The following is a 20,347-nucleotide window of genomic DNA, read 5'->3' on the forward strand; positions in this document are numbered from 1 at the left end:
GAAGTATTGGCCTCAGTTTCCCGAGGATATCCTTCTCTGCAGGGTAGCTTGACCACGTGTTACTGAGCTATTTGCCGCGAGTCTGAACTCGCACGACTAGCATGGCTAAATCGGACTCCGATAGCAATGACCTCCGGCAGGATCAACCGGAATGTTCCTGGCCCAGAGGGCCAGGGGGTGGCGGGATTTCGCTCTCAGAGAGAGCGGAATCACCAGTATTGCTTGGTCCGTTGTGGCATTCGACGACACCAAACGGGTGTCACCGAACTACCAAGGCTAACATCAGATTCCATCTGTACGGCGGACCGCAGGGGTGGAATCCTCATGTCTTTCGGACTTCAGTGTAGGACGGTGAAGGCCTTAAGGGCCTCGGTTCGTCCTCGGTTCCCGACCGAAGTCGGGAGGTGGCGAAGTCCGATTGCGGACGGGGTTGAACCGCCCGCGATCGCGGTGTGTCGTTCGCATTATTCCGAAATGCCTTGGACCACTTAAGGCCGTCGTCTCGGGTGCGGCCGTGAGTGCGAGTCGCACTCCGGTCGAGACCCGAGTCGGGACCGGACGTGGTGGGCGTTCGGAAGGTGGCCGCCCGGGGCGTCCCGGGCCGCCTCTGCGTATTTCTACGAATGCCCCGGGTACATAAAAGGTCGTTGATTCCGCACGGATTTCGAAAAATCATCCGAGAGAAGTGGGAACTTCTGACAAAGAGAGAGTATCTCGAAGTGAGTTGGATATCCGACCAATATACGGACGGTTCCGGAGACCTACCCATTTCTCGATACACGCGCACGCACGTAAACAAGAAAACAGATGTGGGGAACACCACCTCCGAGGGATAAAGAACCCACCGTCGGTCGGTACCAATTTATAACGGGGCGCTTTATAAGGCAGGAGGGAGGAATTCTGACCGAACTATGAGTGGGCCGGCAGACTCCATCGAAATTCAGAACGTGGTCGCATCGACGGGTATCGGGCAGGAGCTCGATCTCGAAGCGCTCGCGGACGACTTGCCCGGCGCGGACTTCAACCCGGACAACTTCCCCGGGTTGGTCTACCGAACGCAGGACCCGAAGGCAGCAGCGCTCATCTTCCGTTCGGGGAAGATAGTCTGCACGGGGGCAAAGAGCATCGACGACGTGCACGAAGCGCTCGGTATCATCTTCGACAAGCTTCGGGGACTCAGCATCCCCGTGGACGAAGCGCCCGAGATCACCGTCCAGAACATCGTCTCCAGCGCGGACTTGGGTCACAACCTCAACCTCAACGCGTTGGCGATCGGGCTCGGCCTCGAAGACGTCGAGTACGAACCCGAGCAGTTCCCGGGACTCGTCTACCGGATGGACGAACCGAAGGTCGTCATCCTTCTGTTCGGGTCCGGGAAGATAGTTATCACGGGCGGAAAGCGCACCGACGACGCCGAGACGGCGGTCGAAGAGATCGTAAAGCGCATCGACAATCTGGGACTTCTGGACTGAAACCCGGCGCGTTCGACCGCGAGTGCCCGGATCGAGACGACCCGTGCGGTCCGTCTCCGAGACCAGAACGGTGATGCCGCTTCCGGGAGTAGTGTGCGCTCATGACCGTTCGTGAGGACGTAGCGTTTCTCGTCGGCTCTGAGAGCAGGGTATCGATACTCCGCTCCCTCCGCGATGCACCGCAACGCCCCACGGAGTTAGCGGACTGCTGTTCCTGCGCGCGCGAGACTGCACAGCGGACCGTCTCGGCGTTCGTCGAGCGAGGGTGGGCCGAGAAGGTGGCCGACGACGGCGAGTACGCACTCACGCCTGCGGGGACGATGGTCGCAAACGGTTACGACGACTTCGAGTCCACGGTGGCCGTCGCCTGCGACCTCTCCGTCTTTCTCTCGCACGTCGGCGACGTGGCGGTCGATTTAGACCCCGACGTGCTACGAGGCCTGAACGCGACGACGGCGACGAAGGGCGACCCTCACGCCGCGGTGAACCGACTGCTGGAAGTGATGGGGACGGAACCTCCGGAGTCGTTCTACGGCATCACACCGATCGTCAGCGGCATCGTCAACGAGGGGGCCGAACAGATAATCGGGCCGGACTCGACGGTCGAGTTGATAATCGACGAGTCGGTTCTCGCAGTGTCGGCGTCGGAGTACCCCGAAGCCCTCGATGCGGCGTACGAACTGGACCAGTTCGAACTGTTCGTCTGCCCGGAGGAACTCGGCTTCGGACTGCTCATCGTCGACGGCCACGTTCTCTTCGGTGCGTACGACGAGATGGGGAACCTCGTCGCCTGCGTCGACGGGACGGACGAACGCTTCGTCTCCTGGGCCGAGGACGTCTACGCTCGTCACCGCGAGAAATCGCGGCGGGCCGCCGAAGCGACGCCCCCGTCCGACTCCGCCCCCGACGATGACGCGTGATCCGCGAACGGGGTGACCGCCCCGCTCACTAGTGATTGTTTCAATCACTACTGGACGGAAAAAAGTATAACCCTCGGTCGCCAATTAAGAGTTGCGGCGGTAACGCCCGAGTGTCGGAGTTCGACAGCGTGTACTCCGACGGTTGGTCCCTCCAACCTTCGGCCCCGAGGTGGGGAACTCGCGGCGGGCCGACGACGGGACGCGAAGGTGGGTGCCTCACGCCGTCTCCGCCGTTCGCTCGCATTTCTTCCGCCTCGAACTACGATTCGACCGAGTTCCGTTCGACGTTCTCGGTGAGGACGTCCTTTACGACGGACGGGTCCTCCAGCAGTTGGTGCTTCGTGTAACTCCCTTCTGCGCTCCCGCCGCTATGTTTCGACTGTTCGATGATGTCGAGGAAGGCGTGCTCCTTCAGGAGGTCCCTCACCCGGCGAAGCGACAGGCTATCGGAGCCCTGCCCCGCGCAGATGTTCTCGTACACCTCGTAGACGCGACTCGTCCGGAAGCCGTCTTTCCGTTCGTTCGACAGGGAGAGAATCGCCAACGCTTGTAGGACGTACCGCGAGTGCGGCGTGGACCCGCGGATGAGTTCGCGGAAGCGGTCGGTTTCGGCCCGTTGGCGCGCCTGCGTGACGAACTCCTCGCGGACGATGGACGCGCCCGTCGATTGAGCTATCTCGCCGGCGTACCGGAGGATGTCGATGGCTTTCCGGGCGTCCCCGTGTTCGCGGGCGGCGAGTGCGGCGGCCCGCGGGATGGTCGAGGCGTCGAGAACGTCGTCGCGGAAGGCGTCGCTCCGGGCCTCCATGATGTCGCGGAGTTGGTTCGCGTCGTACGGCGGGAAGACGAACTCCCGTTCGCAGAGGCTCGACTTCACCCGTTCGTCCATCCGGTCTTTGTACTGTATCTTGTTGCTGATGCCGATGACGCCGAGTTTACACTTGTCTATCTTTCCCGCCTCCCCGGCCCGGGACAGTTGCATCAGGATGTCGTCGTCGCTCAGTTTGTCTATCTCGTCGAGGATGATGAGGACCACGTCGTACCGCGCGTCGAGGATGCGCCAGAGGCGCTTGTAGTACGTCGAGGTGCTGAGTCCCTTGTCGGGCACCTTGATGCCCGTCACCTCTGGTTGGTTCACGCTGTCGGCGATGGTCTGGACGGCCTGCGTCTCGGTGGTGTCCTGCGCGCAGTCGACGTAGGCGAACGTCGCCTTCACGTCTTCTTCGCTGGCCGTCTCGACGAGGCGTTGGGAGACGTACTTCGCGCAGAGTGACTTTCCGGTCCCGGTCTTCCCGTAGATGAGGACGTTGCTCGGACTCTGTCCGAAGATGGCCGGATTGACCGCGGTGGCGAGGTCGGATATCTCGTCGTCGCGCCCGACGATGCGGCCCTCGCCCGGGAGGTGGTTGATTTCGAGGAGTTCCTTGTTGGCGAAGATGGGGTCCTCCCGGGTGAAGAGGTCGTCGCTGGCGTTCGGCATAGTACAGCACACCGGGTTTCCGGTGAAATGGCTTGTCATTTGGCTCTCGACACACACACCACATTTCCGGTGAACGGTCGATTCGGTGGGGGGCTCGTCCACTCGAAACGGGGGTTCGCGTTCACCGGAAACCCGGTGTGGGGGCGTCCGACCGACGCACCGAACCGATCCTCGGGCGGCGATAGTATCGGTTGCGAGACTCGGACGCGGACGAACCGAGCGGAGAAAACGGGAGCGAACGCCCTCGAAACTGCCGGAACCGGAGTACGCCCCCGCTCGACTCACTCGTTACCACCGGCCGTATCGTCCGCGAGAACGGTCCACCGCGCGCACCGAACGCCGAGTCGAAGAACAGACCTCGTTTCCGGGGAGAAAGGTCGGTTTCGCGTCCGACCAGTCCGAGCGTCGGACTACCACTAGTGTGCGAGTGTATCGGTGAACGGTTAAACAGTACCACTGTTTAAACGTTTCTGTTGAGTTCGTTTGAGGGTCGATCGTCCTCGACACATCGTCCGAGAGCGGTAGGGTGCATCGGAGCCAGGAGTGGACAGTCGTCGCTCCGGCGGAACCGGCTCTCACCCGAGACGCAGCCGAGTTCGAACGGCGTTCGAATCTCCCGAGGTGCGGAAAAACTGCCCGTTTCGGCCGACATTCGTGACGATTTCACCGGAAACGAGGTGTCTCTAGAGAACCGTTCGCACGGTCGGTCGGACGGTCCGGTGGAGGGGGAGAGCAGAGGGGCGTCCTTCCCACCCACCGCCGCGTCGGACGTTCACCGGAAACCCGGTGTGTGGGCCGCCACGCGTCCGCTTCGAGTACCCGCCCCGTCTCACCGGAAACGTGGTGTGTCTCCGCGCGCGGGTTCGACCGACGTTCGTCCCTCGGGGCAGGGTCGGGCCGACATCCACCGTCGACGACATTTCACCGGAAACCCGGTGTGATTCGCTCTCTCACCCGCGGACGAGAAGTCCGGTTCGACGCGACTTCACCGCGGGGAACTCGCCCGTTTCACCGGAAACCCGGTGTGAGCGACGTATCGGGTCGAACGCGCGGGAATCGAGGGGAGAGAGGGAAGAAAACGGGGGCGAGTCGAACGGAGACGAGAGGGGTCCGAATCTCGTCCGCAGCCGCCGACCCGACCGGAATGAACGCTTCCGGCGCGTTCACCGGAAACGTGGTGTGAACGGGCTCTCCGTCCCGGCCTCTTTCGCCCTGACCCTTCACCCCGCCCGACTCTACGCTCTACGCCCTGCCCACCCGACCCGGTTCTCACCGATCCTTGCGAACAATGCGCACGCCGTCAGTTCAATAACGTCTGACTGCGAACGGCCGACGATGACGTCCTCGGTGGTCGAACGAGCGGTCCGCGGGGGGAAGAAACTCGCGCGACGCGGACTCGCCCCGGTCGAACGAGCGTTCGCGGCGTCGCGGCGCGCCCTGCACTCCCTCCGACGGGACGTGACGGCGTGGGCGACGGAGTCGGACGACTCCGAGGAGGAGTGGACGCTGAAGCACTCTCGACGCACCGAGTCGAAGTGGGTGCGCGGCGACGAGACGGTCCGGTGTTTCCGGTTCGACGACGGGTACGTCTCGACGGTGGAGTACGAATCGCGGGGTGCGACGTGGCAACTGACGCCCGGACAGGTGCCGTTGTCGAACGCCCTCGCCATGGCGACGCTGTTTCTCCAACACGAGGTCACCCCCCAGATAGACCCCGAGGGGCGTCCGTTCGTCGGCGTGGGCGACGCGGGCCCGCGGCACGTCTTCGAGGAGATAGCGGACGAACCGGTCGAGTACGTCTACCTCGACGAACACCGGACGCTCGAGGAGTTCCCCCCCTTCTTGGACGTGACGGACCAACTCCGACTCGTCTACGACCGGATGTCGCCCGAACGCTACCGAACCCTCGACGACGAACAGGGGTCGGTCGGGTGACGCGCGGACCGAGGCCCGCGCCGGAGTCGAACCCGCCTATCTGACGGCGTCCGCCGCCGGGCCGAGTAGTCGGGGCGTCCTCGCTCTCCCGTCCGCATCGCTCCGCTCTCTCCCATCCGCATCGCTCCCCTCGCCGGCGACGAGAATCGCCCACTCCCGGCGGGCCGACTCCGCCCCCTCGAAGACGTGTTCGGGGACGAGAGGCATCGGAACGGGGACGTATGCGTCGCGCCGCATGGCGGCGAACCCGGAGTACGCGCCCGCCTCTCGCCCGTCCGCGGTGCGAACGCGGAGTCGCTTGTCCGCCTCGCGCGCGTAGGAGTACCGGAACGTCCGGGCGTCCGGCGCGCGGAGTGCGTCCACGTTCGGCAGGACGGCGACCACCTCGTCGTCGCCGTCGGAACGTCCGTCTCGGCTTCCGTCTCGGAGGACCAGACGCTTCTCGTCGTCGGTACCCTCCTCGGTCCACCGGAGGTTCGGGTCGTCGCTTCGGTGGAGGGCGAACCGCCCGCCGTCGAGGGCGACTCGCCCGGGGCCGTCGTAGAACGTCCGTCGCCCCCACTCGTCTTCGTCGCGGACCAACGGCGGGGACTCCAAGACGTCCGCACACGCGCGTGCACCCGCGTCGTCTTCCACGACGAACAGCGTGACTCGCCCGTTCGATGCGTCGTTCGACAGGCGTGAAAGGATGAACGTCGGGTCGGCGTCGGCCGTCGGCAACGGTTCGACGCCGACATGCGAGTCCGTTCCTCCCTCTCCGTCGCCGTCTCGGACGCCGACGGCGTCCGGAAGCGCACCGCTCGTCGGCCGTTCGACCCTGTACCCCGCCCGTTTCAGCGCGGAGACCCCGGATTCGAGGAGTCGCCGCTCGGTTTCTGTGTCCGTCGCCATCTGTATGCCGTACGTTCCCGAGGACCAATACCGTTGTGCGCGCCGGTCGAACAGTCGCAACCCGTTTCCGCCGCGGGTTCGTATCGCGCCCAATGACCGAAGACGATGGTCGCGACGCGCCGCCGGCCGACCGCGACGACGACGGAGGGGGACCGTCGGGACGCCGAGATAACCTCGGCGACGCCGGTCACGACGCCGCCGAGGACGACCGACCGACCGCGGAGGACGGCGAGGAGTTCGGCGAGGTTCCGACGCCGACGGACGCCGTTCCGAACGCGGTCAGCGACGTCCGCGACCGAGACGGCGCCGTCTCCGGCGACGCCGCCGAGGCCGGGAGCGACGCCGACGAGGCCGCGAGAGACGCCGAGGAATCCGCGAGCGACGCCGACGGCGGTGACTCCGTCGAGGACGCGGACGTCGACGAAGACGAAGCCGACGCGGACGACATCTCCCTCGACTCCTTCTACGACGCCCTCGAAGCGGAGGGTCGCCCGGTGGTCACCGCCCAACAGGTCGCGCGCCGCCTCGGGACGACGCAGGCCGCGGCCTCCGAGGCGTTGGACGCCCTCGCGAACGCCGGGTCCGTCCAACGGGTGAACGTCGAGACGGACCCCGTCGTCTGGTACCCGACCGAGTGGGGGAAACTCGCGACGCGCGAACGCGTCGTCCTGTTCCCCGAACGGCGCGAAATCGTCGTGGACAGTCCGACGCAGTACACCCGCGCGCGCCTCTCGCAGTTCGCCCACCTCGTGGACACCACCGGACAGCGAGAGTCCGGCACGCGCGGCTACCTCTACAAGATACGGCAGGAGGACGTCTGGCAGGCCCCGTTCGACGAACTCGGGAATCTCGTCGCGATGCTGCGGTCCGTCCTCCCCACCCGGTCGCCGCACCTCGAAGAGTGGATAGAGTCCCAGTGGAAGCGCGCCAACCAGTTCCGCCTCTACACCCACGAGGACGGCTACGTCGTCCTCGAAGGCGCCTCCGAGAGCCTCATGGGCAACGTCGCCCGGCAGAAACTCGACGAGGAGCAACTCGTCGCGCCCATCTCCGATACGGAGAGTTGGGTGCGCGACGGGGCGGAGGCGCAGATAAAGCGCGTCCTCTACGAGGCGGGCTACCCGGTGAAGGACGACCGGGAGTTAGACGCCGGCGACCCCCTCGACGTGGACCTGCGCGTCGAACTCCGCGAGTACCAACGCGACTGGGTCGAGAAGTTCTTAGAGCAGAACTCGGGCGTCCTCGTCGGTCCGTCGGGCGCGGGCAAGACCGTCACCGGAATCGGCGCTCTCGCGGAAGTGGGCGGCGAGACGCTGATTCTCGTCCCGAGTCGGGAACTCGCCGCCCAGTGGCGGGAGGAACTCCTGCGGCACACCACCCTCTCGGAGGACCAGATAGGCGAGTACCACGGCGGGCAGAAGGAGGTTCGACCGGTCACCATCGCCACCTACCAGACGGCGGGGATGGACCGCCACCGGTCGCTGTTCGACTCCCGCGCGTGGGGACTCATCGTCTACGACGAGGTGCACCACATCCCGTCGCGCATCTACCGCCGGAGCGCAGACTTGCAGGCCAAACACCGCCTCGGCCTCTCGGCGACGCCGGTCCGCGAGGACGACAAGGAGAAGGAGATTTTCACGCTCATCGGCCCGCCCATCGGCACCGACTGGTCGAAACTGTTCGAGGCGGGGTACGTGCAGGAACCGGAGGTGGAGATTCGGTACGTCCCGTGGGGCGACGACACCGCGCGCAACGAGTGGGCCAACGCCGACGGGCGCGAACGGCACAAACTCGCCGGCATGAACCCCGGCAAGGACGAGGAGGTGCGTCGCCTCCTCGAAGCGCACCCGACCGCGAAGGCCCTCGTGTTCGTCGACTGGTTGGACCAAGGCGAACGCCTCGCCGAGGAACTCGACGCGCCGTTCGTCAGCGGCGAGATGCCGCACTACCGCCGCGAACGCCTGTTCGAGGAGTTCCGCGACGGCGACTTGCGGACGCTCGTCATCTCCCGCGTCGGCGATGAGGGCATCGACCTGCCGAACGCCGAGTTGGCCGTCGTCGCGTCCGGTCTCGGCGGGTCCAGACGGCAGGGTGCCCAACGCGCCGGGCGGACGATGCGCCCCGCGGGGAGCGCCCTCGTCTACGTCCTCGCCACCCGCGGGACGAGCGAGGAGGACTTCGCGCAGCGACAGATGCGCCACCTCGCCGAGAAGGGCGTCCGCGTCCGCGAGAACGACCTGGTCTGACTTCGCCGCCCGCCCGACTTCGCTGCCCGTCCGACCTCGCCGCCCTCCGACCCCTCGCGTCGGCGTCCGCGCCGGAACCGCCCCACTCCGCGAACGAGTACCGTTAAGTCGTTCGTGGCGAATGTCAGTGCCGTATCCCCGTCGTCCCGCCGGGGGGCGACTCCACCTTCAACATGACTGACGCCGCACAGACGCTCCTCGCCGAAAGCGCGGTTCGACAGTACCGCATGTCGCTCTCGGACCGCGTTCGGGCGGGCGAGGAGACGGCCGATTCGACGGCGGCCGACTGGCGGCGGTTCGTCCGCGAGAGACACGGCGACCTCTTCTCGACCGTCGACGACGGACGCCCCGAGGCGGCGGCGCGCGAGTTGTTCGTCCAGACGCTCTCTTTCGATTTCCTCCTCTCGGAACTGCTCGCCGCCGCCGAACGGACCTTCGACGTGTCGGTGCCGACCCGCCCCGGCGACGGCGCGGCGGTGGCGTTCGACGCCGACTTCGACGCCGTCCACCGCACCGTCGCCGCCGACCTCTCTGCGACGGCGCGCGACCGGTTCCGCGAGGCCGCGGAGCGATTCGTTCGGACGGCGACGCCCGAAGACGTCTCGGCGCTCCACCGAGAGGCCGTCTCGCGCCTCGGCCGGCGGGCGTTCGGCCGGTACGACACCCCGCCGGGACTCGCCGAACTCGCCGTCGAGACGGTTCGCGAGGGCGACGAACGCGACGCGAACGCGCCCGGATTCGCCGACGCGACGGTGCTCGACCCCGGATGCGGCGCGGGGGCGTTCCTCGCCGCGGCGGCCGAACGCAAGCGGGCGGCCCTCTCGGACTCTGCCCCCGAATCCGACCCCGCCGCCGCGGCGAGGCGCATCGCCGAGACGGTCCGCGGGTTCGACCTCGACCCGGTCGCCGTCCGCGCCTCGCGCCTGTCGGTACTCCTCGCGCTCAGACCCCTCCTCGACGCCGCCGCCGAACCCCTCGATTTGGACCTCCGGATCGTCCTCGGCGACGTTCTCGACGCCACGGCCGCCGACACGCCCCTCTCGGGCGCGCGCGCAGACGTCCTCCTCGGGAACCCGCCGTGGTTGACGTGGGACTCGCTTTCGGAGCGACTGAAAGACCGGTGGCGCGACGGGCCGATGGCCGACCCGGCCCTCGACCTGTTCTGCCACGACGGCCGGAACGCCCGTCTCGGGCACGCCAACGACGACGTGTCCGTCCCCTTCGCGTGGACCTGTCTCCACCGCCTCCTGCGCGACGACGGCCGGGCGGCGTTCGTCCTCAAGCGCGACCTGTTGACCGGCCCGGCGGGGGAACTCCTCCGCCGCCGCCGCGTCGGCGACCGGTCGGTCGCGATGCGGGAAATCCACGACTTCGGGACGCTCGCGCCGTTCGGCGACGAGGTGGACGCCGGGACGGCGCTCTACCGACTCGACGTCGGCGGCGGACGCAACGGAGACTCGACGGACGACGCACCGACCGACGACGACCCGGTCGGCGACCCGACGGACCGCGATGTGACGGACCGCGATGCGACGGACCGCGACGGTTCGGCGGGCGTCCCCACGACGCGGTGGGCGAGGACCGACGCCGACGCCGAACGCCCGGCGTTCGACTCCCTCGCGTCGATGCGCCGAACGCTCGACCGCACGGAGACGACGTACCTCCCGGCGGACCCCGAGTCACCCGCGGGGCCGTGGGTCCGCGCCGACGCGGAACGCAGGGCGCTCGGTCCCGCGAACTACCGCATCCGCCACGGCGTGAAAGACGACGCCAAGGCGGTGTACGGACTCGACAGGGAGACCATCGACGCGCGGAACATCGAACCGGACCACGTCTACCCGTACCTGAAGTCGAAGCACGTCGTGAAGTACGGTTTGTTCGGGTACGACCTCCACCTCGTCCCGCAACGGCGCGCCGGTGAGGAGAACGAGTCGGCCGTCCGCGAGGAGACGCCGAACACGTACGCCTACCTCGATGACCACCGCGAACGCCTCGACGACCGCGGGTCGTCGTGGTTCGACGACGGCCCGTTCTACGGGCTGTTCGGCCTCGGTCCGTACACGTGGGCCGACTACAAGGTGGTCTGGTGCCGCCTCGGGTTCAAGCCGCACTTCGCCGTCGTCTCCACCGTCGAGGACCCGGCTCTCGGCGAGCAACCCGTCGTCCCCGGCGACCACTGCATGTTCGTCGCCACCGACGACGAGGCGGAGGCGCACTACCTCTGTGCGCTCTTGAACTCCGCGCCGTACCAACGGTGTCTCCGCGACGTCTCCTCGGGCGGGAAGTCGAGCCTGTCGAAATCGACCGTCTCGGAACTCGCCACGCCCGAGTGGGAGGCGACGCCGCACCAGACGACACTCGCGGAGGCGTCGATGCGGGCCCACGATATCGTCCCGAACCACGTCGACTGCTCGAAGCGGGCGTACAACGCGAAGACGATACCGGAACTCGACGCCGTGCAGGCCGAAATCGACCGCGAAGTCGAGCGATTTCTCGCAGACGGCGCGCCGACCGCCGATGAGTAATTCTTAAGTCGGGCGGCGGCGGTAGGTGTAACTGGACCGCCCTTAGCTCAGCCTGGTAGAGCAGCCGACTGTAGATCGGCTTGCCCCCCGTTCAAATCGGGGAGGGCGGACTTCTTCGCCTTCACGTACGCGCGAGCGAAGCGAGCGCCGTGAACGGCGAGGAGCATCCTCCGAGCCAATTTGAGCAGCGAGCGAGTGAGCGAGTGAGTTCAAATCGGGGAGGGCGGACTCGTTTTTCGCGCCGACTGCGATCGAAGGGAGCCAGCGGAGCGCCTCGATTCTCGCTCGACAAGGGTAACATCGTACCACAGACACGCATCTCCGAAAGTCACGAAAACGACCGTTTCAGGCCATCTGCCCCGAAACCATATTCCGTCGTTCTTCGAACGTCCACCGTGCGACGTATCCAGGTGCTCGTCTCGGACGACCGAGTATCGGACGTCGTCGACGTGTTGGACGACGAAAACATCGACTACGTTCGGTACCGGGCGAGGACGCCGGACGACGAAGAGCAGTGGTTGGTCGAAGTTCCGGTACCGACCGACGCCATCGGGTACATGCTGGACCGCTTCGAGGAGGCGGGCGTCCGGAGCGACCAGTACACGACCGTCGCCACCCTCGAAAGCGCGATATCGCCTCGCTCGGAGGAGTTGAAGCAGCGCTTCGCGGACGACTTCGACCCGTTGACGCAGATGGAGTTGAAGTCGAAGGCGCAGGACATGAGCCGGGACCCAACGTCGTTTCTGGCGATGATATTCCTGAGCGCCATCATCGCCGCCGGGGGGTTGCTCGTCGACTCGCCGGCCATCGTCGTCGGGTCGATGGTCATCGCCCCCATCGTCGGCCCCGTGATGACGGCGTCCGTCGGCGGGGTGACGGGGGACAGGCGGATGCTAGTCAACAGCATCTGGCTTCAGGCCGCCGGACTCTTGACCGCCGTCGTCGCCGCGGGCGGGTTCAGCTTCCTCCTGCAGTTCCTCGGATTCTTCCCGGAGACGCTCGATATCGGGTCGATAGAGCTCATCGGACTCCGCCTCTCTCCGGGGTTCGTCACGATGGTGGTCGGATTCACCGCCGGTGCCGCCGGCGCGTTCGGCATCACGACCAAAGGCCCCACCTCGCTCATCGGCGTGATGATAGCCGCCGCCCTCATCCCGGCGGCGGCGACGGTCGGCATCGCCGCCGCGTGGAGCGAGTACCGAATCGCCGTCGGGGCGTCGCTGTTGCTCCTCGCGACGATCATCCTCATCAATCTCGGTTCGTTCGTCGTCCTCGTGCAGTTCTACAGCCCCGACGAGAAGGGATGGCTCTCCTCTGCGTCCGGGCGGCGTCTCGTACTCCTCGCCACGGTGGTCGTCGTCGTCCTCGTCGTCGGCGTCGTCGGAACCGCCGCCGGCCAGCAGATTCTGTTCGAGCGGACGGTCAACGACGTGGTCGAAACGACGCTCGACCAGCCCGAGTACGGGGACTTAGAGCCGGTGTCCGTCAGAGTCGAGTACAGCGACGGGTTCCTGTTCAGTTCGCCGGAGACGGTGACCGTCACCGCGAGTCGGACGGCGAACAGGGGTGACCCGCCCTCCGTGGCGGGCGAACTCGACAGGCGAATCACCGAGGCGACCGGTAAGCAGGTCCAGGTCAGGGTTCGATTCCAGGAGTACCAACGCTCGGACGCGGGCAACTCCTCGTCGCTCTCCCCTGCCCCGCAACCGGCGTCGTTCGCCGCACCTCAAACGGCTTGACGCCTCGGCGCACCGCGAACGTGCCCCGACCGTCGAAACTTAACCGCTCGCGGGAGAGGACTCCCCCATGAGCGAACTGCCCTATCGGGCCGAAGTCGACGTTCGGTTTCAGGACTTAGACGCCGTCGGACACGTGAACAACGCCGTCTACGCCACCTACTGCGAACAGGCGCGCGTCGACTTCTTCGAGGACGTCATCGGCCTCCGGAGCACCGACCTCAACATCGTCCTCGCCTCCCTGCAACTCCAGTACCGCAAACCCATCGAGGGCACCGGCACCGTCTCCGTCGAACTCGACGTGCCGGAGGTGGGCAACTCCTCGTTCACCATGGCGTACGAACTCACCTACGAGGGCGAGGTGGTCGCCACCGGCGAGTCGGTCCAAGTCGTCGTCGACCCCGAGACGCGCGAGTCCGTCCGCGTCCCCGACTCGTGGCGCGAAGCCGTCGGTGCCGAGGCCGGTTCAGAAGACTGAGTCCCTCTCGGGGTACTTCTCCGCCGCACAGCCCGATGAGTGCCTTTTTCTCTCCCCAAGAGATAATACTGCGAGATGACCGGAAGAGCACCCCAGTCTTCTCGAACCGACGTCCCCGGCGCGGACGGAGGCGACGCCGACTCGCCGGTCGCCCGCGCGGGCGAACGCGTCCTCCGCATCGGGTCGGACCGCCCCGTCCGAATCAGCGCGGGACACAGGCTCCTCCACCACGACGGCAAGTGCAGTCGGCCGCACGGCCACAACTACGAGATTTCGGTCGAACTGGTCGGCGAACTCACCGAGGAGGGGTGGGTCGCAGACAAGGGCGACGTGACCGACGTGATAGACGAGTGGGACCACATGTTCCTGTTGGAGTCGGGCGACCCCCTCCTCGACGCGTTCGAAGAGAGCGACGACGCCGACGCCGCCGTCGTCCTCGATGCGCCCCCGACGGCGGAGGTGATGGCCGTCGTCTTAGAGGAGAAACTCGCCGACGCCCTCCCCGACACCGTCTCCGAGGTGGCGGTGGAGGTGCGCGAGACGAGCGAACTCTGCACCGGGTTCCGCTGATGCCCGTCACCTCGAACGTCGAACGACCGGACGACGCCCCCGAGGGCCCCGCCCTCCCGGTGAACGAACTGTTCGCCTCCCTGCAGGGCGAGGGGAAACTCGCGGGCGTCCCGAGCACGTTCGTCCGAACCAGCGGCTGTAACCTCCGCTGTTGGTTCTGCGACTCCTATCACACCTCGTGGGACCCGACGCACGCGTGGATGAGCGTCGAACGAATCGTCGAGGAAGTCGAGTCCCGCGACCCGAACCACGTCGTCCTCACGGGCGGGGAACCCCTGCTCCACGACGCCTCGACCGCGCTCCTCGAACGACTCGCAGAGCGGGGCTATCACCTCACCGTGGAGACGAACGGGACGTTCGCGCCCGACGCGCCCATCGACCTCGCCAGCGTCAGCCCGAAACTCTCCACCTCGACGCCCACCGCGGAGAACGCGCCGGACGGAAACCCCGAGGAGTGGGAGGACCGCCACGAGGAACGGCGAATCGACTTCGGGGCGTTGACGACCCTCCTCGAACGCCACGAGGTGCAACTGAAGTTCGTCGTCACCGGCCCCGACGACATGGACGAGATAGAATCGCTGGTCGCCGACGTGCGCGAACGCGCCGACGCCGACCTGAACGACGAGGACGTCCTCCTCATGCCCGAGGGGCGGACTCGCGAGGAACTCGACGCGACGCGGAACGTCGTCGCCGACCTCGCCGCGGAGTACGGTTACCGCTACACGCCCCGCCTGCACGTGGACCTCTGGAACGACGCCCCCGAGACGTGATTCGACCGAACGCGACTCTCAGACGACAATGACCGGACACGACGCACCCGACGAGACCGAATCGACCGACAACGGCGCCGCCCCGGACGGGAGCGACGGAAAGTCGGCCGTCGTCCTCCTCTCCGGCGGGATGGATAGCGCGACGACCGCCTACGAGGCGGCCGCGCGGGGGTACGACCTCTACGTCCTGCACACCTCCTACGGCCAGAACACCGAGACGAAGGAGTACGACTGCGCGACGACCCTCGCCGAGGAACTCGACGCCGAGGAGTTCCTCCGCGTCGAGACGGACCACCTCTCCCGCATCGGCGCGTCGAGTCTCACGGACGACTCGATGGCGGTCGAGGACGCGGACACCGAAAGCGAGGAGATTCCCACCTCGTACGTCCCGTTCCGGAACGCGAACCTGCTTTCGATGGCCGTCTCCTACGCCGAGGCCAACGACTGCGACGCCGTCTTCGTCGGCGCGCACTCCGAGGACTACGCGGGCTACCCCGACTGCCGCCCCGAGTTCTTCGAGGCGTTCGAGGCGATGGTCGAGACGGGGACGAAACCGGAGACGGACATCGCGATAGAGGTGCCGTTCGTCACCGACTCGAAGACGGACATCGTCCGCCGCGGCGTCGAACTGGACGTGCCCTTCGAATCTACGTGGTCCTGCTACCGCGCCGAGGAACCCGCCTGCGGGACCTGCGACTCCTGCGTCTACCGCGTGGAGGCGTTCCGGAACGTCGGCCGCGAGGACCCCATCCCCTACGCCGAACGACCGCCCCGCGCCGACTGAACGCCTCCCGCCGAACCGTCTCACCGCCGGCCGGCTTGCTTTCCCCGCGTCGGCGTTCGAGGGAGGTGCTCCCGTTCGCTCGCGCGAACACTTATGACGGACTACAGACATATTTAGGTACGAATGCCCCCGTCGCCCCTCCGAGTCGTCCCGTCGGCGTGGCGATTCGCGCTCGTCGGCGCGCTCGCTTCGCTACCCGTCACGGTCGTACTGAACCGGCTTCCGAACTCCGAAGCGGACGTGACGGGCGGTATCATGGTCGTCGGCGCGTTCGTCGCGGGAGTCGCGGCCGCGTCCCGTTCGACGGACGCGGACGCCGCCGGAGTACGTGCCGGTCTCCTCGCCGGGGCCGTCGCGGTGCTCACCCCGGTCGCGACGGCGGGCGGGTCCGCCGTCGGGGGGACCGCGATACCGTTTCCGCCGTCCCGCGTGGCAATCTTCGCCGCGATGAGCGCCGTCGCACTGGCCCTCTCTTCGATATTCGGATTGGTGTTCGGTCGAATCGGCGGGTGGGTGGTCACCGCCCTCGCCACTCGACGGACGGCGGATCCGTCGTAACGACGGTATAACCGACCCCCTCGACGTACGCTCCCTTCGCTGTCATCTCTAACTACCTGACGGGTGAGAATACTAGCTACCGAATTAAGATCTCACGGCAGGACAAACCGGAAATTCCTCAGGGTTGCCCCAACCCTGATTCATGTCCGTGTTGTCACGTTCCCGTATGGTACGAGTCGCAGTCGTCGGCGGCGGCCCCGCCGGCATGGGCGCAGCGCTGTACACCGCGAAGAACGACCTCGAAACCGTCGTCTTCGACACCGACGAGACGTGGATGCACAAGGCGCGCCTCTGGAACTACCCGGGCATCGAGGAAATCGGCGGCACGGAACTCGTCGAACGGATGCGCGACCAAAGCGAGCAGTTCGGCGCGGAGATCCACCAGACCGAGGTGACGGACGTGGAATCGACGGACAAGGGGTTCACCGTCACGACGGACGACGACGAGGAACACGAAGCCGATTACCTCGTCCTCGCAACCGGCGCGAACCGCGACTTGGCGGAGCAACTCGGCTGCGAGTTCACCGACGAGGGCGTCGTCGACGCGACTCTCCAGATGGAGACGAGCGTCGAAGACGCCTACGCGACGGGCGCGATGGTCCGCCCCGAGGAGTGGCAGGCGAACATCGCCACGGGCGACGGGTCCGCCGCCGCGTTGCACATCCTCTCGAAGGAGAAGGGCGAGCACTTCCACGACTTCGACGTCCCGGACGACGCCGAGTAGACCCCTTTCCACGCCGCCGGGGGTGACTGCGACGCTCCGTCGGGGCAGCGTGCGGCCTCCCGAAACGGGTAAACCGGCCGAGACGGTGTGATGTGGTATGCCTCGGCAGACCCCGGCGGTCTCTCCGCTTCTCGCCCTCGGCGTCGCCGTCCTCGCGGTGAGTACGAGCGCCATCCTCGTCAGGTTCAGCGACGCGCCGAGTCTGGTGAAGGCGTTCTACCGGGTGCTCTTCACCGTCTCCTTTCTCGCGCCGGTGGCCGTCGCTCGCTCTCGCGAGTCGTTCCGGGAGTTCGGGCGGCGCGACGCCCTCGTCGCCGCCGCCGCGGGCGTCGCCCTCGCAGTCCACTTCGCCTCGTGGTTCGAGAGCCTGAACTGGACGAGCGTCGCCGCGAGCGTCACCCTCGTGCAGGCGCAACCGCTGTTCGTCGCCGTCGGCGCGTGGGCGCTTCTGGACGAACGCATCACGCGCGGCGTCGTCGCGGGCATCGGCGTCGCACTCGCCGGGATGGCGACGATGACGCTCGGGGACCTGTTTCTCCCCGGCCTCTTCGCGGGACTCCCCGGCCCCCTCGGGTCGCTCTACCCCGGCGGCGCGGCGGCGGCGTCGCTGGCGGGCGAGGACCCCCTCTACGGCGACGCCCTCGCACTCGTCGGCGCGGTGACCGCCGCCGCGTACGTCCTCGCAGGTCGGTCGCTGCGACAGCGGATGCCGCTGATACCGTACGTGACGGTCGTCTACGGCGTCTGCGCGCTCGTCCTCCTGACGCTGACCGTCGCCCGCGGTCACGCGCTCTTTACGTACCCGCCGCGGGAGTGGGCGCTGTTTCTCGGCATGGCCGTCGGCCCGGGCGTCGTCGGCCACACCGTCATCAACTGGGCGCTGGCGCACATCGAGTCAAGCGTCGTCTCCGTCTCCCTGTTGGGGGAACCCGTCGGGAGCACGCTGTTGGCGCTGATTCTCCTCGGCGAGATTCCCACGCCCGCCACCGTCGTCGGCGGTGCCGTCGTCCTCGGCGGAATCTACGTCACGGCGGCGCGTCGCCCCGGCGTCGAACCCGACTCCGCCGCGGACGACCGGCCCCGCTCCGCGGGCGAATGAGGTAGAGCGGCGTATCAGGCGTGATAACTGGGGCACAACGCTGATGGTAAGTACGCGGTGTGTCGAAGTATGGTCGGCCTCCGCGACGGGGTGACGGTGCTGCACGTGGACGACGAGCCCGAACTCTCGTCGCTCGTGGCGACGTACCTCGAACGCGAGGCGGCGGACGTCGAACTGACGGTCGAGACGACCGAACGCCCGCGGGAGGCGCTCTCCCGCGTCGAGGACGAATCCTCGCCCGTGGACTGCGTCGTCAGCGACTACGAGATGCCCGAGATGGACGGACTGTCGTTTCTCCGCGCCGTCCGAACCGCCAGACCGAACCTCCCCTTCATCCTCTACACCGGGAAGGGTTCGGAGGAGGTCGCCCGCGACGCCTTCCGCGTCGGCGCGACCGACTACATGCAGAAAGGCGGCGGGTCGGACCAGTACGCCGTGCTCGCGAACCGAGTGTTGAACGCCGTCTCGCGGTACCGCGCGCAGGCGGAGTCGAGGCGGTACGGAACGGTCTTCGAGGCGCTCAACACCGCGGTGTACGTCCTCGACGAGTCGGGGCGGTTCACCGCGGTGGACGACGTGTTCGTCGAACTCTCGGGGTACGACCGCGAGGACATCCTCGGCGAACACGTCTCCGCGCTCACCCCCGAGGGGGCCGAGGAGACGCTCTCGGCGAAACTCGACAGCGTCGTCTCCGACGACGCCGACACCGTCCGCTTCGAGGCGGACGTGCGCACGGCGGACCGCGAACGGGTCCGGTGCGTCGGGACGATGGGCCTCCGCTCTCTGGACATCTCCGGCCGCAGTCCCGTGGGCAGCGAGGCGCCGTGCGACGACGGGAAGGGCGGCGTCGTCGGCACGCTACAGGACGTCACGGAACAACGCCGGAGACAGGAGACCGTCCGCTACCACGCGAAGTTGAAAGACGTCGTCCTCGACACCTCGACGACGCTCATGAGCGCCGAACTCGACGAGATAGAGACGAAGATACACTGGACGCTCCAGAGCATCGGCGAGTTCCTCGACGTGGACCGCTGTACGGTGTCCCGCTACGACGCCGACGTGGACGGCCTCCGGAAGACGAACGAGTGGACCGCGCCCGACGCCGACGGCCAACCGGCGTCGGTCACGGCGGACGACTGCGAGTGGATAATCGAGCGCCTCCGGCAGTTCGAGGACGCGCGCTCCCGCGACGGGGCGATGCTCCCGCCCGACGCGTCGGGTCTCCCGGCGGCGTTCGACCTCCCGGACGACGCCGCGTTCGTCGCCGTCCCGATGGTCTCGAACTGGTCGCTCTCGGGGGCGGTGACGCTCGTCTCCGAGGACGCTCGCTCGTGGCCCAACGAGGAGGTGTCGCTGCTGCGGACGGCGGCGGACATGCTCTCGCACACGATGGAACGCAGGCGACGCGAGGAGGAACTCCGGCGACAGAACGAGCGGTTAGAGGAGTTCGCGAGCGTCGTCTCCCACGACCTCAGAAACCCGATGAACGTCGCCGACGGGTTCGTCGAACTCGCGCGCGAGACCGGAAACGTCGCGCATCTGGACCGCGCGAGCAGCGCCCTCGACCGGATGGACGTGCTCGTCAGCGACGTTCTCGAACTCGCGCGGCAGGGCCGAACCGTCGGCGACACCTCGCCGGTCGACCTCACGCAGGTGGTCGAACGCTCGTGGCGGGCGGTCGACACGGGCGACGCCGTGCTGTCGGTCTCGGATTCCCTCGGCGTCGTCTCCGCCGACGAGGGCCGACTCGCGCAGGCGATAGAGAACCTCTTTCGGAACAGCGTGGAGCACGGCTCAACGAGTAGCCGACCGAAGGACGGCGACAGCGTCGAACACGGTTCGACGGATAGCGGCCCGGAGTACGGGGCCGACCTGACCGTCTCGGTCGGACCCCTCGACGGGGACCCCGGCTTCTACGTCGCCGACGACGGGTCGGGGATTCCCGAGGAGAAACGCGACCGGGTGTTCGAACACGGCCACACCACCTCCGAGGGCGGGTCGGGGTTCGGCCTCTCCATCGTCGAGAGCATCGTCGAAGCCCACGGGTGGAACATCCGCGCGGCGGAGTCTGCGGCGGGCGGCGCGCGGTTCGAGATTCGGACGGCGTCTCGCGCCCCCGAGTTCGAGGTGCCGGTCGGACACGCAGAGACCGACTGACG

General features: G+C 67.1%; 16 protein-coding genes, 1 tRNA gene and 1 rRNA gene. 15 read left to right on the top strand and 3 right to left on the bottom strand.

Annotated features, from left to right (window positions below; all coding sequences use genetic code 11):
- Positions 1-153: ribosomal RNA gene (locus tag BLS11_RS05910) — 16S ribosomal RNA — on the bottom strand; the annotation flags it as partial.
- Positions 154-911: 758 nt separating this feature from the next.
- On the opposite strand from BLS11_RS05910, the gene BLS11_RS05915 reads away from it, so the two are divergent.
- Positions 912-1,472: a TATA-box-binding protein gene (locus tag BLS11_RS05915; protein WP_092534543.1), complete on the top strand. Its 561-nt coding sequence runs from the start codon at positions 912-914 to the stop codon at positions 1,470-1,472.
- Positions 1,473-1,573: 101 nt separating this feature from the next.
- Entirely contained in the window at positions 1,574-2,392 is an 819-nt protein-coding gene (locus BLS11_RS05920) for a helix-turn-helix transcriptional regulator (protein WP_092534546.1), read from the top strand.
- Positions 2,393-2,651: 259 nt separating this feature from the next.
- Here BLS11_RS05920 and BLS11_RS05925 read toward each other — a convergent pair whose 3' ends face one another.
- Complete coding sequence (locus BLS11_RS05925; protein WP_092534549.1) at positions 2,652-3,872, bottom strand: orc1/cdc6 family replication initiation protein; 1,221 nt, start codon at positions 3,870-3,872, stop codon at positions 2,652-2,654.
- A 1,335-nt stretch (positions 3,873-5,207) separates the two neighbouring features.
- Here BLS11_RS05925 and BLS11_RS05930 point away from each other — a divergent pair.
- Positions 5,208-5,807 (top strand): hypothetical protein, encoded by a 600-nt coding sequence (locus BLS11_RS05930; protein ID WP_245698760.1) that lies wholly within the window; start codon positions 5,208-5,210, stop codon positions 5,805-5,807.
- Between the two features lie 36 nt (positions 5,808-5,843).
- On the opposite strand, the gene BLS11_RS05935 is transcribed toward BLS11_RS05930, so the two are convergent.
- A complete protein-coding gene (locus tag BLS11_RS05935; protein WP_139172774.1) occupies positions 5,844-6,698 on the bottom strand; it encodes a hypothetical protein in 855 nt (284 codons plus the stop codon).
- Positions 6,699-6,790: 92 nt separating this feature from the next.
- Here BLS11_RS05935 and BLS11_RS05940 point away from each other — a divergent pair, with 92 nt between their 5' ends.
- The 12 genes from BLS11_RS05940 (at position 6,791) to BLS11_RS05995 (ending at position 20,345) form a co-directional block, all read left to right on the top strand.
- Positions 6,791-8,944 carry a DEAD/DEAH box helicase gene (locus tag BLS11_RS05940; protein WP_245698763.1) on the top strand — a complete coding sequence of 718 codons (2,154 nt, stop codon included), beginning with the start codon at positions 6,791-6,793 and terminating at the stop codon, positions 8,942-8,944.
- A gap of 173 nt (positions 8,945-9,117) precedes the next feature.
- Positions 9,118-11,469, top strand: coding sequence for a DNA methyltransferase family protein (locus tag BLS11_RS05945; protein ID WP_175454391.1), 2,352 nt, complete (start codon positions 9,118-9,120; stop codon positions 11,467-11,469).
- Positions 11,470-11,505: 36 nt separating this feature from the next.
- A tRNA-Tyr gene (locus BLS11_RS05950) sits at positions 11,506-11,579 on the top strand.
- A gap of 285 nt (positions 11,580-11,864) precedes the next feature.
- On the top strand, positions 11,865-13,208 hold the full coding sequence (locus BLS11_RS05955) for a TIGR00341 family protein (RefSeq protein WP_092534555.1): 1,344 nt from the start codon (positions 11,865-11,867) through the stop codon (positions 13,206-13,208).
- A 76-nt stretch (positions 13,209-13,284) separates the two neighbouring features.
- Positions 13,285-13,683, top strand: coding sequence for an acyl-CoA thioesterase (locus BLS11_RS05960; RefSeq protein WP_092537132.1), 399 nt, complete (start codon positions 13,285-13,287; stop codon positions 13,681-13,683).
- Between the two features lie 75 nt (positions 13,684-13,758).
- Positions 13,759-14,253, top strand: a complete 495-nt coding sequence (locus BLS11_RS05965) for a 6-pyruvoyl trahydropterin synthase family protein (RefSeq protein WP_092534558.1) — start codon at positions 13,759-13,761, stop codon at positions 14,251-14,253.
- On the top strand, positions 14,253-15,023 hold the full coding sequence (locus BLS11_RS05970; protein ID WP_092534561.1) for a 7-carboxy-7-deazaguanine synthase QueE: 771 nt from the start codon (positions 14,253-14,255) through the stop codon (positions 15,021-15,023). The genes BLS11_RS05965 and BLS11_RS05970 overlap by 1 nt, the downstream gene beginning before the upstream one ends.
- 28 nt (positions 15,024-15,051) lie before the next feature.
- Positions 15,052-15,807, top strand: a complete 756-nt coding sequence (queC, locus tag BLS11_RS05975; protein ID WP_092534563.1) for a 7-cyano-7-deazaguanine synthase QueC — start codon at positions 15,052-15,054, stop codon at positions 15,805-15,807.
- Between the two features lie 123 nt (positions 15,808-15,930).
- A complete protein-coding gene (locus BLS11_RS05980) occupies positions 15,931-16,365 on the top strand; it encodes a DUF5518 domain-containing protein (RefSeq protein WP_092534566.1) in 435 nt (144 codons plus the stop codon).
- Positions 16,366-16,531: 166 nt separating this feature from the next.
- Positions 16,532-17,089, top strand: coding sequence for an FAD-dependent oxidoreductase (locus tag BLS11_RS05985; protein ID WP_092534569.1), 558 nt, complete (start codon positions 16,532-16,534; stop codon positions 17,087-17,089).
- A 97-nt stretch (positions 17,090-17,186) separates the two neighbouring features.
- Positions 17,187-18,188, top strand: coding sequence for a DMT family transporter (locus BLS11_RS05990; RefSeq protein ID WP_092534572.1), 1,002 nt, complete (start codon positions 17,187-17,189; stop codon positions 18,186-18,188).
- Between the two features lie 69 nt (positions 18,189-18,257).
- Entirely contained in the window at positions 18,258-20,345 is a 2,088-nt protein-coding gene (locus BLS11_RS05995; RefSeq protein ID WP_092534575.1) for a hybrid sensor histidine kinase/response regulator, read from the top strand.
- The last annotated feature ends 2 nt before the right edge of the window (positions 20,346-20,347 follow it).

The organism is Halopelagius longus, from assembly GCF_900100875.1.
In the GTDB taxonomy this organism is placed as follows: Archaea; Halobacteriota; Halobacteria; order Halobacteriales; family Haloferacaceae; genus Halopelagius; species Halopelagius longus.

Coding starts and splice junctions, on each gene's coding strand:
- BLS11_RS05920 (WP_092534546.1), top strand. CDS start 1,574: ATGACCGTTCGTGAGGACGTAGCGTTTCTCGTCGGCTCTGAGAGCAGG.
- BLS11_RS05915 (WP_092534543.1), top strand. CDS start 912: ATGAGTGGGCCGGCAGACTCCATCGAAATTCAGAACGTGGTCGCATCG.
- BLS11_RS05995 (WP_092534575.1), top strand. CDS start 18,258: ATGGTCGGCCTCCGCGACGGGGTGACGGTGCTGCACGTGGACGACGAG.
- BLS11_RS05985 (WP_092534569.1), top strand. CDS start 16,532: ATGGTACGAGTCGCAGTCGTCGGCGGCGGCCCCGCCGGCATGGGCGCA.
- queC (WP_092534563.1), top strand. CDS start 15,052: ATGACCGGACACGACGCACCCGACGAGACCGAATCGACCGACAACGGC.
- BLS11_RS05990 (WP_092534572.1), top strand. CDS start 17,187: ATGCCTCGGCAGACCCCGGCGGTCTCTCCGCTTCTCGCCCTCGGCGTC.
- BLS11_RS05965 (WP_092534558.1), top strand. CDS start 13,759: ATGACCGGAAGAGCACCCCAGTCTTCTCGAACCGACGTCCCCGGCGCG.
- BLS11_RS05940 (WP_245698763.1), top strand. CDS start 6,791: ATGACCGAAGACGATGGTCGCGACGCGCCGCCGGCCGACCGCGACGAC.
- BLS11_RS05945 (WP_175454391.1), top strand. CDS start 9,118: ATGACTGACGCCGCACAGACGCTCCTCGCCGAAAGCGCGGTTCGACAG.
- BLS11_RS05930 (WP_245698760.1), top strand. CDS start 5,208: ATGACGTCCTCGGTGGTCGAACGAGCGGTCCGCGGGGGGAAGAAACTC.
- BLS11_RS05925 (WP_092534549.1), bottom strand. CDS start 3,872: ATGCCGAACGCCAGCGACGACCTCTTCACCCGGGAGGACCCCATCTTC.
- BLS11_RS05980 (WP_092534566.1), top strand. CDS start 15,931: ATGCCCCCGTCGCCCCTCCGAGTCGTCCCGTCGGCGTGGCGATTCGCG.
- BLS11_RS05935 (WP_139172774.1), bottom strand. CDS start 6,698: ATGGCGACGGACACAGAAACCGAGCGGCGACTCCTCGAATCCGGGGTC.
- BLS11_RS05970 (WP_092534561.1), top strand. CDS start 14,253: ATGCCCGTCACCTCGAACGTCGAACGACCGGACGACGCCCCCGAGGGC.